This window comes from Marinomonas sp. IMCC 4694 (genome assembly GCF_008122525.1).
Taxonomy (GTDB): domain Bacteria; phylum Pseudomonadota; class Gammaproteobacteria; order Pseudomonadales; family Marinomonadaceae; genus Marinomonas.
Genome location: NZ_VSRV01000001.1, coordinates 531,933 through 546,164 on the forward strand (window position 1 = coordinate 531,933; position 14,232 = coordinate 546,164).

Sequence of the window (14,232 nt, forward strand, 5' to 3'; positions counted from 1 at the left end):
TCGACCTATACAAACACTCTCACCATCATAAAGGCCTGAATTCAAGTCCGAAGTGCGACACTTTCACTTCAAGCAACTAAGCACATTTCTTTAAACACTACGGCTGGTTGCTTGAACCCTAAACACTTCCTTGGACGATTATTTATTCGTCTCATTGCGAAGTGTATTCTCTCTTCTGTAACACGTCTTAAATCGGTACCTTTGGGCACATATTGCCTTAGGAGTCCGTTGCTATTTTCGTTTGCTCCACGTTCCCAAGAACTGTATGGATGAGCAAAATACACTGTCGTTTCTAATGCTTCGGCTATCTCAGCGTGATACGCGAACTCTCGACCATTATCTGCTGTGATCGTGTGAACATGATCTTTAAAAGGCAGCAATAGCTCTATGGTTGCTTGAGTCACATCTTTGGCTGATTTCGAATCCACTTTCTTTATAAGGTAAAAACGTGTCTTTCTTTCTAGCAAGGTGACAATTGAGCCTGAGCCGTGCTTACCTAAAACAGTGTCTATCTCCCAGTCTCCAAAGCGCTTTTTGGTATCAACAATCACAGGCCGATCATCAATGGATACCTTATTCTTGATCACTTCAGCTTTTGTTCTCTGGCCTTTCCGGTAGCGTTTTCTTCCTTGCCTCAAATGGCGGTAAAGTGTCCCTTTGTTTCTTTTGTCATCATGGATATATTGGTAAATCCATTGATGACTAACGGGAACACCGCAGTTTTTGAGTACGTTAGAGACTTGCTCAGGACTCCAGTCGATTTCAATTAAAATACGAATAAAATCAATTGTCTTTGATGATATGCGATATTTTGCCGCTGTCTTCCGCCTTATCAAACAGGCTCTTTGGGCTTTGTCAGGGCAATATTCTGTTACTTTTTTATTCCGCTTTAACTCACGGTAAATCGTAGCTCTATGACAATTCAGGATGAGTGCAATATTTGCCACTGATATTTCTTGCCCTAAAAGAGCGGAAATCTGGTATCTTTTGCCTTCGGTCAACTGCTGATAATTCATGTTGGTACTGCTTTATCTGTGGTAAGAAGAAGTGTATCAACTTCAGCAGTTGGCTTCTTCTACACCTGATTTGCAGTGTCGCACTTATTATCTGAATTTAGGGGTAATCAGAGACACTTAGCATATATCCGCCAGAGCCATATACAGGAATAGAACCTTCTTCTAAATGCTTGTAGTCTTTACCACCACCAATAGTTAATACTTTATCTAGCGTTGTTTGCTCCCATCCATTAGGCACCATAACCCAACTCCTTTAAATATCCATCCATTTCCGATTCTAGATTCTGCAGTTCGTTTCTATTCGTTAATCGTTGTACTTTATTTATCATGGCTTTGCTCCATCAGAGTGGCTTCTACTTCTCGACGTAGCTCTTCTTCGTTGGGAAGGTACAGTTGGTATTTTTGTACAAACAAATTCGTGTCCATGCCATAGGTGGCGTATTCAACCAGCAATTCGTCTTTGTCTTTACTTAAAATAATACCAATGGGTGGGTTGTCGCTTTCGATGTTTTCTTCTGCAGCAAAATAGCCCATGTACATATTCATTTGGCCAATGTCGTGGTGCTTCACATCGTTTATTTTAAGATCAATTAAAACAAAGCAGCGCAAAATGCGATGGTAAAAAACAAGGTCGACTTTATAATGGGTGTTGTTTAGCGTGATGCGATATTGGCGACCAACAAAGGTAAAACCTTTACCTAGTTCTAGCAGAAACTGCTCTAGATGCTGGCATAGTGCCTCTTCTAGGTCTTTTTCACTGTAATGTTGTTTTTCTGGTAATCCCAAAAATTCAAATACATAGCTGTCGCGTTGTACATCTTCAGGTTTGTTGACAAGTGCCTGTTGTGTGGCAAGGGCTAATACTTGTTCCTTGTCTTTGGACGCAGCCAGGCGTAAAAACAAGCCGCTGTCTTTTTGTCGTTTTAACTCACGAATACTCCAGTTGGCATGGATGCATTGCTGGGTATAAAACGACCGCTCAGTTGAGTTGTCTATTTTCAATAGTTCAACATGATGGGACCAGCTCAAATTGTGCGACACTGTCGCATAATTTGAGTTTTGCATATAAAACTGACGAAAGCGTTGCAAGTTACTGATGCTAAAACCTTTACCATGTTTTAGTTTTAGATCTGCGCTGAGTTGTTTTAATAGCTGTTTTCCGTAAGTCGCTTGTGCTTTCCCCTTTTGCTCGTATTCCACAATATGCTGACCTATTTGCCAGTAGGTGAATACTAGGCCAGCATTAATGGCGCTGACGGTTTTTAGCTGTCCTTCACGAAATGCCGTTGAAATAGTGTCAACCAATTCATGGTATTGATGAGTGACAGGGTTACTCATATCCGAGTTCCTTTAGGTAACCTTCCATTTCTACTTCAAGGTTTTGCAGTTCATTTTTAAGTTGTATCCGCTCGGCACGCACAGCCACCAAATCAATTTCGGCCTCTTCTTCAAAGGTATCAACGTAACGAGGGATGTTTAGGTTGAAGTCGTTTTCTTTGATTTCGTCAAAACTTGCTAGATATGCGTATTTTTCAACCGTTTCACGGTCTTTATAGGTATCGATGATTTTTTGAATGTTGTCAGGCGTGAGTTGGTTTTGATTTTTGCCTGATTTAAATTCGCGGCTGGCATCGATGAATAAGACGTTTTCATCAGACTTTTTCTTCTTGAATATTAAAATAGCCGCAGGGATACCCGTTCCAAAAAACAGTTTTTCTGGTAATCCGATCACGGTATCAAGCAGGTTTTCTTCAATCAGCTGTTGGCGGATTTTGCCTTCGCTGGATGCTCTAAATAACACGCCGTGGGGGACAACTACAGCCATTCTGCCGGTGCCTGGTTTTAACGTATTGATCATGTGTAGGATAAAGGCATAATCGCCTTTTGTTTTTGGTGGTATACCACGATGAAAGCGGCCATAAGGGTCGTTGCTGGCATCGTCATGGCCCCATTTATCTAACGAGAACGGGGGGTTGGCGGTAACCACGTCAAAATGCAATAAACTGTTACTGTCTTTACCTTGCTGCTTGTTTTCAAGTAATAGTGGATTGCGAATGGTGTCGCCCCATTCAATACGGTGGTTGTCTTCACCGTGTAGGAACATGTTCATTTTGGCCAATGCCCATGTAGAGCCAATGGCTTCTTGTCCAAATAATGCGTACTTTTTTGAGCCAGTGTTTTTACGAACCATGGCGCCACACTTTAACAGCAGCGAGCCACTGCCGGTACAGGGGTCACATATTTGGTCGCCTTCAACAGGCTCTAAAACGGTGGCTAGAAGGGTTGAGACCTCAGGCGGGGTGTAATATTCACCAGCGGTAGCCCCACTACCAGCAGCAAAGTGTTTAATAAGATATTCATAAGCGTTACCGATGATGTCTAGGCTGCCCACGCGTTCGGTACTTAGATTTAAGATGTCTTTACCGAAATCCTCTAAAAGGTGACGGAGTAAATCGTTCTTTTGCTTTTCTTGGCCTAACCGGTCGGTGTTAAAGCTGATGTCTTGGAATACGTTTTTAAGCTTACTGCCATTGGCTTCTTCTAATGCGTGTAAGGCTTTATCAATGCGCTCGCCGTTGCCTGCTTCATAACGCTTTTCGTATAAATCCCAAAAGCTTGCGCCTTCAGGCAATACAAAGCGTTGTTTCGACATCATGGCGTGAATTAGCGCTGGGTTGTCGCCATACTGTTCGATTAGTTTGTTGTATTCGTCTTTGTAGATATCAGAGATGTATTTTAAAAACAGCATGGTGAGGATGAAGTCTTTATAGGTATCAGCACTGATCACACCACGAAAGGTATCGCATGCGTTCCAGACCGCCTTGTTAATATCGTCCTGATTGATTTGGTTGGTTGTCATGATTTTTGATTCCTTATGTACTTTTATCTAAACGGTTTAGAAGGTCTGATGCGATGGCTGTCATTTCTAATTGTCTGTTTTCAATTAGCTGATGATACGTTTTGATTTCCCTCATGGCGCATCGATGTAAATTGACAATATTTCTCTGTGTTTCTAAGTCAGGTAAAACAAAGGGGGTATCTTCCAATACTTTTTTTCTAATGCTGACTTGCAGGCTACCTTCAGCTGATACCTTGAAGTAGCGTTGTGCAGGCTTTTGATTGAGTTGCCAGCATATAAACCCAGCTAAAATACTATTCTGCTTATTCGGCTTTATTCTTAAATGAAAGAAGTGGGGCGCGCAGACTGTATCCTTAGTGAGACCTTCAACTAATGAGGCTGTGTTGTTGCTTCCCTTAGCAATAAACACTATATCATTCTGCCTTAGTCTATCTAGTGAGTTCTCTCTCACTGACTTGGCTAGAGTCAGTGATTTCACGTCGATTCTGCCTTCTGCATCAATGTTTCGCATCTGTACGACATAAACATCGCCATCTTTGTTGGACTCAATCCGTCCTCTGAATGGATGACCAGATGTTATCTGAACAAAATCACCTAATGTGGTCGCCATATTTTGACTATCTCGTTTTCAATGTATTGAGCTTTATATAGGAAGTTATTGTAGATGAAATACACACCATTTCAATGATGCAAAAAAAATAAACAATCAACTTGAATTTATTTGGTTATTTGTGCAGTATCGAAATGGAGATTTCACTGTATATAATAACAGGGTAAGTGGAGTGCTAAGAATTGAGAGAGTGATTTAATGAAATAACCGACGACATCAGAGATGTCATCGGTTCATAGAGTCTAATCGTCTGGTAAACGATATAGACATCTAAGCAACCAAGGCCAGCTTAATCGTGCCGCTGGTAAGGTCGGAGGTGAGAGTCTGTACTTTACCAATATAGTAGCGCTTTTCAAGTGAGGCTTTGTTAACGGTGTTTGCTGTCATGCGAACGCATAACATTCTTTATTGGGAAAAAGGTATGGATATAAGGTTAATAGAAGTCTCGAAAGGGTTCGTGTATCTCCATTTTAAAGAAAAAGGTTACGGTCTTTTCGTTAATCAATTTGAAGCGTTTGGCTCATTGATGTTGAAAGCAGGCACTGATGCTGAATACGACGCAGAAACGTAAGCGTTCATTCCACGCCGTTATTTCATCTCATCTTTTCTCACTCTAAACTGGGCTCCGTTTTCATCTCATAACCGATAACGGAGTCCTGCTCATGACCAAGCCTTATACCCGTCGTTCTTCTTCTGAATGGCAACAAATCATTGATGATCAAGCCGAGTCTGGCTTGTCCGCCCCTCAATACTGCAAACAACATCAAGTGCGTTACGCCAGTTTTAGCAAATGGCGTCAGCATTTTTCGGGAACGAAAACCTCGCCAGATTCTAGTCAATCAGACTTTATCGATCTCAGTCAGATGCCTGCTCTCTCAGGTACTGGACGTTGGAATATTACCTTGTGCTTAGGTGATGGTATTGAACTCCGATTGAGTCGTGACTGATGTTCCTGCCCGATCCCAATGCTAAAATTTGGCTCTACGCTAAACCTACCGATATGCGTAAGTCTTATTGTGGTTTGTTAGGGCTGATCAAACAGCACCTCAAGGAAAGCCCACTCATCGGGTATTTTGTGTTCATTAACCGCCGTAAAACGCAGATGAAAATCCTTTATTTTGAAGCCTCGGGTTACTGCATCTGGTGCAAACGACTGTCTCAGGGGCAGTTCAACTATGCGCCATCAGAAAACGATAAACACGCTCTCAGCACACTGGAATTACAGCATCTGTTGGCGGGCATAAAAGTCGAAAAATATCGTCAATTTAAGCGCTACAAACGCGCATCTTAAAGGGTTGGATGGTATAATCCAACCCCATGAACGACGCCACTTATCGACCTATTTTACCCTTTAAAAACACCGATTTGCTTCACACGAATGAGGTCGAAAAGCTGCGCGCTGAAGTTGAGGCGATGTCTTTTAGAATCCGTCAATACGAAGCCGAAGTGTGGGCACTAAAACGCGAGTTGTTCGGACCGAAAAGTGAACGTCGAGGCTTACTCACGCCAGACCAACAAGCCCTCGCCGATATCGTGGGTCCGATGCCAGCTGAGCTAACCCGCTTAGAAGACGCGTCCACCGTTGAGAAGGACAAGCCTGAGTCGGTCAGTGTTCGGGGCAAAGCCCCCAAGTCTCGTAACGGCAATGAAATCAACCTCACCGGACTGCGTTTTGACGAAACCATCCCCGTTCGTGAAAAGGTGATTCTAGCGGACGAACTGCAAGGCCCCAATGCGCACGAATACGAAGCCGTGGGCTTCAAAGAAGTCAGCTGCATCGTACAAAAAACCAGTGCTTACGAAATCGTGATTACCAAGCGCCAAGTGGTCAAACACAAAGCCAGCAAACAGCTTATTACCGCGCCACAGCCGGATAGGATTTTTGACAGCTCTGTCGCGGATGTCAGCTTTATCGTTGGCTTACTGATCAACAAGTTCCTGTATCATTTACCGCTTTATCGTCAACACCAACAACTGAGTGCCGCTGGCATCACCCTCAGCCGTGCGACGCTGACGAACCTCACCAAACGCGGGATCGAACTGCTACGACCGATTGTCATAGAACAGCTCATCAGCGTACTGGACAGCAACACACTCGCCATGGACGAAACGCCTATCAAAGTCACCCGACAGCCTGGGGTAGGCAATAAACCCGGCAAAATGAAACAAGCCTATTTTTGGCCAGTGTATGGTGACAAAGACGAAGTGGTGTTTACCTTCTCCCAAAGTCGCGGCATGAAACACATCCAAGACTTGTTGGATCATGTTTGGCAAGGCACCTTGCTGACCGATGGCTATGCGGCGTATAGCCGCTACGAAGCCAAATCGCCAGACATCACCCATGCCCAGTGCTGGGTGCACATGCGTCGTCAGCTGCTAAAAGCTGAAAGGGAAGAAACCGACGCCGTCACGCACGCGCTGAACCTGATTGCGGCCTTATATAAACAGGAAAGCCATATCCAACAAAAAGGCTGGACGGGTGAGAAAAAACAAGACTACCGAGCGCAACACAGCAAGCCTTTAGTGGATCAATTTTTTGCCTTCTGCGAAGAGCAAAGTCAACGGGCCGACCTGCTGCCAGACGATAGCTGGATGAAAGCGTTGAACTACACCTTAAAGCGCAAACGCCAACTGATGGTCTTCTTAGAAAATCCCGATGTTGCCATGGACACTAACCACCTAGAGCGAGAGATAAGACCCATCCCGATGGGTAAGAAAAACTGGCTTTTCTGTTGGACAGAACTGGGCGCCGAACACGTTGGCATCATCCAAAGCCTAATCAGCACCTGCAAGCTGCACGACATCGACCCTAACGTCTACCTGACGGATGTCTTGCAACGAGTCAGCCAACACCCAGCAAAAGACACCGCCGACCTGACCCCAAGACGATGGAAACACCTGTTTGCAGACAACCCGTTAAAATCGCCATTGCTCTGAGTCAGTGGCTGTCAATGACTCCCTAGAATGAACGCTTACGCAGAAACAACTTCTATTGTGTATGAGTGTGACGGCAAAGAACGGCAAATTTACTTAGATCAGCTGTCATTTGTGCCAGCTAGAACTGGAGAAAAACCACATATCTGTCTGGAAAACGTAATTGCAGACAGCATCATTTCTGTTGGCGCAGAAGTATCATCCTTTGGCGTTGGTGAGCAGCAGCCTAATTTGCTCAAATTACAACTGTGGGATATGAATGATGTGTCTGAGTTTAAATGGCATTCTTCTCAGTCTTTCGGTCTTGCTGAAATCGCAACCCATGTTCCTTTTGCTGTATCAGGGGGGCGTGCGTCTAATCAAGTAAAGATGCAAGTTGATGATTTTGTCAACAGCCGCTCGGATAATCCAACGCCAGACAAAGCAGGTGATATCGCTTTAGCTGATATCGAGGGTATTCACTCCAAAGTAAAATTGTTTTTACAACGTAACTCGACTTTAGACCGCGGACTACTGCCATTAACACGAAATGAGGTGCGGGATTATTTAACGCTGTTGCCTATAATTTTGGTAGAAGAAGATGGTAAGTATTACTGCGTGGCTGGTATTCAATCTTATCTGCAAGCTTTTAATGCCTTAGATAAAAAGGAAAAAGTACCGGTTCGCTGGTTTCAAGGAAAAATAGGGCTGGCTCTGAAACGACTAAACACGATGGAAGTGTTGGGCCTTCCGATTATATTCAGCACAAAAAAATACCAGCTTCAGCAAACCTTTGACACGCTTCAGACTTCGTTTTCCCCTTTGTATAAGCAATCTTTTTTCGCATCTTGTAGTAGCAAGCAGTTTGCCGCACTTTTCGGTGTAGACACTAGAACAATACAGGAGGGCGGCCGTTGAGTACTCATCGTTCACCCACTGTCGAATTTGAAGGCTCTTGTTTGCATCGCTTTCTTAAAGAGATGAAGAAACAGCAATTGACCATTGCCAATTTAACTGCGAAACAATCTCGCCAATTTGTACTTCATTATTGTAATCGGTGTCATATCCCGCCTCATTTACGCGCCATCGATCTTTTTATTGAAAACATTAGTGACGCCATCGAAAGTGTCAGGGACGAATGCGATGACCTTTCACTGCTAGAAGATGAGTTTGGTGAGGGGCTGATAGGGCTAAGTCGCTTTGCTGATTTTATGGGAAGAAATATAGCCCTGTTGGAGCAAGTTGGTGCTTTTATATGGCATGAAAGACCTGACATTGTGGGTGATGAACAACACCCGATGGTGAGTCAATGGGGACGGTATCCCATTTATTCTATGCTGATGAACTCAGCTGAAGATAATGAATATACCAGCAATTTTAATGGATTACAGATCATTGTGCTCGCGGCTTATTCATCATTGAGTCATTCGTTAGAGGTCTTTTCAATGTACATGAAAGATCAAGAGAAGCGCTCTAAGACAAACCAAAGCTCAGCATCATCAGCAGGTTTTTTTATTCGGAATTGGTCAGATAATAATGTGGATGATGACGAGATAGAATTTTTTTGCAATGACATTAATGTGTATGAATGGTGTGAAGATATTATAGCGGCACGTGATGACTCAGCTACAGAGGAGCGCCCATTGTATCGTCAAACAATGAGTCCATTGATTTCGAGGTGGATAAGCTTTGAGTCTCAGCGTAGAGGTGTCAACGCGGCAAGAAAGCGCGGCAAGGCTAAGCCGTATAACCGAAAGTCCGCTGGTTGGCATGGTGGCTATTGCCGATACAATTCAGGCATCGTTAGCGAGTCTTTTCCTATTGATGACAACGGTGTTGTTGAGGCAGTGGCGTTTGGGGAAGGACTAAGTTCTATTTCTGTTACTGGTATCAAAGTTAAAAAAACGCCAATCTTGAACTCTGAAGAAGAAGCAAAATACGCCGATTTGGAAGAGGATGAGCAGGGCGATTATGATGAGATTATTAGTGTTGAAGACCCAACACCTAGCTGTAACAATATTCTCACGAAGCGACAAATTACTAAAGTTGTACAATCTAATCAAAATTTGATTTGTCAATTTTCTAACGCTACCAACGTTGAAATCGCTCAGCTTGTTAAACTTTGTTTAGACGTAATGAGTCGCCCTGCGTTTTATAATGACTTTGTTTCTCATGCAGCGCCAATTGCTTTATTGATGTTATATACCGGTTGCTCTTTAAGAGATGTTACTCACGGTACCAGATGGTCTGCTGACCACCTTGCTTCTAAAGCAAAGATAACATCGGTGTTGGTAAGTAGTGAGCGGTTTTGGTTTCTCAAGGTTGCAAATGTTCGACGCACAAAACGGATGACTCAAGATGTTTTAGCGCAATGCCGAGTTGTTGAGTCATATATTAAAATTCCTGATGAGTTTGGTCTAGCCGATTTTTTAAAAGCACAGCACAAAGAGCATCTAGATCGCAAAGAAACTGGGAGGATTTTTAAGAAAAAGCTACCTCAGTACCGACTTATACTGAACAAGTTACTGCGCTTGTTGCCCAATGGTAACCGGTTAAATGAGCATAAAATTGCCAATTTTTTACCCGCTCATATAACTCATCAAACCGGTGATATTGCGGCCACGATCTTATCGACTGGCCAGTATCTTCCGCTTGGAAAGACTCTTTTACACTATAGTGCTCCTTCACCTCATTACCTTGAAAATAGCAGAGGGAAGGTTTGGAATAAACTCTGTCGTGATATCCCTTTGCCAAGCTTCATTAAGCCAGAAGAAGACAAATTGCCAGCAATAAGCACATCGTCAGTTTCACCGCTATGCCCGACGTTGGATAGGATTTTTAACATGGTGAAGGAAAGTAAAAGTGCGATCAAATCCGCAAAAGATTCTGGTGATATTTTGAATGTTCATAACATGATGACATATTACACCGCTCAGATGTTTGCGTATGGAACGGGAGTGCGTGCTATTTGCTCACCGCTGGCTTGCTTAACTGCTTTTGATTCAGCCACGAAAACGGTCGTTATCTCTGATAAGGATGGTGATGATTTTTATAACTCCCGATTGTGTATATTACCTAAACTCGTTTGTCAGCAGTTAGAGGCCTATCAAAAGCACGTCGAGCAACTCAAAAACACCACTTACTTTTTGGCTATTAACAACAATTCACTAATAGACATACCAGACTATTTCTATCTCGATAAAGATCTTAATCCTATAGAAATTAAACCTAGCCTAAGCTTTGCGCTTCAAGAGCCTTTTTTACATTTACCCATGAATACTAACCGTCGATTTATTCGCACTTATTTGATGGAAAAAGGAGTGAGAGGTGAGTTGATTAATGCGTTCATGGGGCACTGGGGGGTAGGGCAAGAGCCTTGGGGTAAATTCTCAACATGCTCGCCATTTGAGCTTATTGAGATGGTGGCGCCAAATATTGACGAGATGCTTACCACTTTTAAATTCACTATTGAGCGGGGGCTTGCAGATGCTTGAATTACAAGTGATTGAGTCTAATGTCTCATGGAGAGCTGAAATAACAGAAAAGCGGTGGCCGATTTTTCACGAGTTTGAATTAGCAATAGGTGACTTAGAAAAGCCGTATTTTGAGTGCTTTATGACTTGGCTTGTCGAAGATGACAGCACAGATTCAAGGGGCATTATTAATGGGTACAGTCGTTTTAAAAAATGTAAAAAATTTAATGCTAACAAACTTTTTAATCGATTCATCAACACCTGCAAGCTAGATGCTGAAGGTATTGTTCATGTGTCTAAGGTGCTAAGGGCACTTGTCGTATATTTGAAAAAAATAGGTGAATTAGACAGTAGTGCTTCTCTTCCAGCTTTAACACAAAAAATGCATCGCGAAGCTGGGCGTTTAACGCCTATTCGATTTAATCGTTATGTTGTTTTGTATAAAGATGTTGTTAGCGCTTTATCTGAGTCTCTAAAGCAGCCGAATTGTACGGGTGATGTGAAGAGGGGGCAAATACTACTGTCGTCCGTTTTATATGGTGGCCTTCTATCAGTGGATAGTTTATATGGCCTTTTGGTTAATTCGTCTAGGTCACCTTGTGTTGTAAACAGTCAACATGTTTGGTCCTTAGACCTAAAAGCAAGCGAGTATTCGTACTCTGAAAGTCGCTTATGGTACCCAGATATACTGACCGAAACGCTCTTACTCAAGAGTCAGATCCCGGAAATTGAAACAATAACAAGTCAAAAACGAGAGATGAAGAAGAAAATAACATCTCTTATTCAAGAAGTTTTCTCAAACCTGCCCGTGAGTGTAAAAAAAATGCTCGCAATTAAGAAAGTAAATCTTACAACTCTTCTTAATGTGGTATCCGTTCATTATGAGCAGTTCGTACCTTCGTTTGTTGTCCGGTATTGTTATAGAGAGTTTATTAGTCATTCATTAAAACCGAGCGCTCTTAATCGTTTGGCGGGTTGTTGTGTTTTAGATGATGGTCTTGGAAAGAGTGATTTACCTGTTAGATCTACCTGGGGTCCTAGTGATCAATATTTATCACTGAGTAGTGATACTAACTTGATGGGCAATACATCTGAGCAAGAGGAAGATGATCAGGCTGCAAGCTGGACTTGGGTTGAAAAGCACATCAAACAGGCAGACAGCAAGAAAAGCTTGGAGTGTGACATTTCAGTTCTACTCAAAAACAATACTGAATTGGAGCCGGTACAAAGGCTGGTACTGATGTGGGGAGCACATTTAGCATCAGTAGGTAGTAATGATTTCACAAATCTACAGACAAAGCGTATTAGCTATATGATGTGTTCGGTCGGTTCTCGACTGACAGGTTTGGTACAAAACGATGATATGAGTTTGTACTCATCTGAAGATTTGGAAGGGCTATATGAAGAGCTCCTTGGTACGGTTTCATCGACCGGGTTAAAAAGAAAATTGGCCAGTATGCTGGATCGGTTTCAAAAATACTTGGAAAGCCACCACTGTGTTGACGCTATTGATTCAATAGAAGTGTTTGGAATTCAAAATTCACCTCTGCCCGTCGATGCTAATGTTCTGCTTGTTGACGAATATTTAAATGTCTTAAAAACCTTGGAAGGTATTGATGAGCTCGACTTATCACCAGAGGTGAATGTCGTAATCAGATTAATATTTATTCTTGGATACCGCTGTGGACTAAGGCAGAGCGAAGGCTTAAAACTGAGAGTGGAGGACATTCAAGGTGATGAAGATTGTTACCTTCTTATCAGGCCTCATCATTATCGAAGGCTCAAGACAAATAACGCTAAGCGCCACTTTAAGCTGAGTCATTTTCTAAGTCATGGTGAGTTATTGCTGTTTAGGAGTTGGGTGAACAAGAGGCGTGAGCAGCTTGCAAGCGGGGAAAGTAGTTCGCCTTTTCTATTTGCATGCGCATCAAAAGGATATAGCTGTATAAATGCAGATTTGGTGTTTCCTGTAATCCACAAAGTAATGCGGGCTGTATGTGGGGATGACTCCCTGAGATATCACAACCTTCGTCACTCATTTGCAACTCTGACATTATTAAAGCTGATGAATGAGGGGGCTTGTCAGTTATCCATCTATGAACAGCACCCAGAAACACAGAACTGGTTGGCTGATAATGTAGCTTTTAAGCATTACTTATACGCGAGCCAAGATCCAACCAGAAGACACCTTTATGCGTTATCGATACTGATGGGGCATGCGTCGCCAGAGACAACATTGGAACATTACATTCATTGTATGGATTACCTTGCTCGCTTTTCTATTGAAAAACGAATAATGCCGACGGCAGAAATACTGTCGGATGCATCAGGGCAATCTTTAACTACCATCTATCGATGGTTGCGTGATGGTGCTGATGGGTATCGTTTGGGTCTACATAAGAAGTACAAAAAAATCTTACCGCAGCCCAATCAAACGGTGTTTTCTGCTGCGATTTCTAATTTCAGATTGGAGCTCATCGCCAATAATACGGTTAGAAAATTTGATGACTGTCGAAAAGTATTGTTTAAACTGATTCAAAGCCCAGTATTAAAAATCGATGAATATAAGCAGTATGATGTGTTATTAGAGCAAACTGGAGTCAATGCATCAGAGATCAAGAAGTGGGAAAGAAATCTCCTGTCTTTGCTCGGTCTAGATAGGCATAAAATTACTTCTGGCGGTGTTGAAAACGGCTCAAGAAGAATCAACTTAGAGCGCTATCAAAACGAAACGCTACCGTTGCCAGCCAAGCCAAGAAACATCGATATTGATCATAATGCTTATATCGAGGTGGTAGACCGTCTTCAGATTATGGCCAAAGAAGACCCTGTCAAACTGCAAGCTCTATTAAAAGGTTTTTCTAAACATACCCAAAAGCGAAACTACCTATTCAGGTTTACTGACATTGCTTCCGCCGAACCAGTCATCGATGCATTAAGTGCATTGACTAACGATAAGGTATCGTTGTCATTTACGTTGTTGCATGGGCAAAAGCAATCAGACAATAACGTGAGACGAGTCTGTATCCCATATTGGCGAATGGGCTTAAAACTCTCTAAGAAATGCAGCTTTATATCTCGCCTTGCAAACAGCGATGCTAAAGCAGGTGAATTTGGGTGGTTTGGTGTTAACTTGGTTAACACCAAAACAGGCAAGGCCATTGAAGGGCTAAGATATGCTTTCGCAATGATGTATGTGTTAGAGGTAAGTGCTGTTTAGTAAACCTGGAAAGTCCATAATGCTGTGTTTATTTATGCTACTTTTATAGCGAGAAGTGGTTAATTATAAGAAGAAATATAATTGTATATAATTGGCGCACAAGAAGGGTGATTTGCCACTTTATTTGATTGTTTATTAAC

The 14,232-nt window shown here is 42.5% G+C and carries 12 protein-coding genes; 7 read left to right on the top strand and 5 right to left on the bottom strand.

Annotation, left to right across the window (positions count from 1 at the left end; all coding sequences use genetic code 11):
• Nucleotides 1-68 precede the first annotated feature (68 nt).
• The 5 genes from FXV75_RS02480 to FXV75_RS02495 form a co-directional block, all read right to left on the bottom strand.
• Entirely contained in the window at nucleotides 69-1,016 is a 948-nt protein-coding gene (locus tag FXV75_RS02480) for an IS30 family transposase (RefSeq protein ID WP_114413812.1), read from the bottom strand.
• Nucleotides 1,017-1,113: 97 nt separating this feature from the next.
• Nucleotides 1,114-1,257, bottom strand: a complete 144-nt coding sequence (locus FXV75_RS16310) for a hypothetical protein (protein WP_187424836.1) — start codon at nucleotides 1,255-1,257, stop codon at nucleotides 1,114-1,116.
• Between the two features lie 77 nt (nucleotides 1,258-1,334).
• The gene (locus tag FXV75_RS02485) at nucleotides 1,335-2,354 is read right to left on the bottom strand and encodes a YhcG family protein (protein ID WP_148831028.1); all 1,020 of its coding nucleotides are present in this window, start codon (nucleotides 2,352-2,354) and stop codon (nucleotides 1,335-1,337) included.
• Entirely contained in the window at nucleotides 2,347-3,876 is a 1,530-nt protein-coding gene (locus FXV75_RS02490; RefSeq protein ID WP_148831029.1) for a type I restriction-modification system subunit M, read from the bottom strand. The genes FXV75_RS02485 and FXV75_RS02490 overlap by 8 nt, the downstream gene beginning before the upstream one ends.
• 13 nt (nucleotides 3,877-3,889) lie before the next feature.
• The gene (locus tag FXV75_RS02495; protein WP_148831030.1) at nucleotides 3,890-4,486 is read right to left on the bottom strand and encodes a restriction endonuclease subunit S; all 597 of its coding nucleotides are present in this window, start codon (nucleotides 4,484-4,486) and stop codon (nucleotides 3,890-3,892) included.
• A gap of 421 nt (nucleotides 4,487-4,907) precedes the next feature.
• Between FXV75_RS02495 and FXV75_RS16315 the strand changes: the two genes are divergently transcribed.
• The 7 genes from FXV75_RS16315 (at nucleotide 4,908) to FXV75_RS02525 (ending at nucleotide 14,092) form a co-directional block, all read left to right on the top strand.
• A complete protein-coding gene (locus FXV75_RS16315; protein WP_187424837.1) occupies nucleotides 4,908-5,057 on the top strand; it encodes a hypothetical protein in 150 nt (49 codons plus the stop codon).
• 91 nt (nucleotides 5,058-5,148) lie between these two features.
• On the top strand, nucleotides 5,149-5,433 hold the full coding sequence (gene tnpA, locus FXV75_RS02500; RefSeq protein ID WP_148831031.1) for an IS66 family insertion sequence element accessory protein TnpA: 285 nt from the start codon (nucleotides 5,149-5,151) through the stop codon (nucleotides 5,431-5,433).
• Nucleotides 5,433-5,777, top strand: coding sequence for an IS66 family insertion sequence element accessory protein TnpB (gene tnpB / locus FXV75_RS02505; RefSeq protein ID WP_148831032.1), 345 nt, complete (start codon nucleotides 5,433-5,435; stop codon nucleotides 5,775-5,777). Before tnpA ends, tnpB begins: the two co-directional genes overlap by 1 nt.
• A gap of 26 nt (nucleotides 5,778-5,803) precedes the next feature.
• Nucleotides 5,804-7,423 carry an IS66 family transposase gene (gene tnpC, locus FXV75_RS02510; protein WP_222863082.1) on the top strand — a complete coding sequence of 540 codons (1,620 nt, stop codon included), beginning with the start codon at nucleotides 5,804-5,806 and terminating at the stop codon, nucleotides 7,421-7,423.
• Between the two features lie 27 nt (nucleotides 7,424-7,450).
• Nucleotides 7,451-8,317 (top strand): hypothetical protein, encoded by an 867-nt coding sequence (locus tag FXV75_RS02515; RefSeq protein WP_148831033.1) that lies wholly within the window; start codon nucleotides 7,451-7,453, stop codon nucleotides 8,315-8,317.
• Nucleotides 8,314-10,893, top strand: a complete 2,580-nt coding sequence (locus FXV75_RS02520) for a hypothetical protein (RefSeq protein ID WP_148831034.1) — start codon at nucleotides 8,314-8,316, stop codon at nucleotides 10,891-10,893. Before FXV75_RS02515 ends, FXV75_RS02520 begins: the two co-directional genes overlap by 4 nt.
• A complete protein-coding gene (locus FXV75_RS02525) occupies nucleotides 10,886-14,092 on the top strand; it encodes a site-specific integrase (RefSeq protein WP_148831035.1) in 3,207 nt (1,068 codons plus the stop codon). Before FXV75_RS02520 ends, FXV75_RS02525 begins: the two co-directional genes overlap by 8 nt.
• Nucleotides 14,093-14,232 lie beyond the last annotated feature (140 nt).

Coding starts and splice junctions, on each gene's coding strand:
- FXV75_RS02480 (WP_114413812.1), bottom strand. CDS start 1,016: ATGAATTATCAGCAGTTGACCGAAGGCAAAAGATACCAGATTTCCGCT.
- FXV75_RS16310 (WP_187424836.1), bottom strand. CDS start 1,257: ATGGTGCCTAATGGATGGGAGCAAACAACGCTAGATAAAGTATTAACT.
- FXV75_RS02485 (WP_148831028.1), bottom strand. CDS start 2,354: ATGAGTAACCCTGTCACTCATCAATACCATGAATTGGTTGACACTATT.
- FXV75_RS02490 (WP_148831029.1), bottom strand. CDS start 3,876: ATGACAACCAACCAAATCAATCAGGACGATATTAACAAGGCGGTCTGG.
- FXV75_RS02495 (WP_148831030.1), bottom strand. CDS start 4,486: ATGGCGACCACATTAGGTGATTTTGTTCAGATAACATCTGGTCATCCA.
- FXV75_RS16315 (WP_187424837.1), top strand. CDS start 4,908: ATGGATATAAGGTTAATAGAAGTCTCGAAAGGGTTCGTGTATCTCCAT.
- tnpA (WP_148831031.1), top strand. CDS start 5,149: ATGACCAAGCCTTATACCCGTCGTTCTTCTTCTGAATGGCAACAAATC.
- tnpB (WP_148831032.1), top strand. CDS start 5,433: ATGTTCCTGCCCGATCCCAATGCTAAAATTTGGCTCTACGCTAAACCT.
- tnpC (WP_222863082.1), top strand. CDS start 5,804: ATGAACGACGCCACTTATCGACCTATTTTACCCTTTAAAAACACCGAT.
- FXV75_RS02515 (WP_148831033.1), top strand. CDS start 7,451: ATGAACGCTTACGCAGAAACAACTTCTATTGTGTATGAGTGTGACGGC.
- FXV75_RS02525 (WP_148831035.1), top strand. CDS start 10,886: ATGCTTGAATTACAAGTGATTGAGTCTAATGTCTCATGGAGAGCTGAA.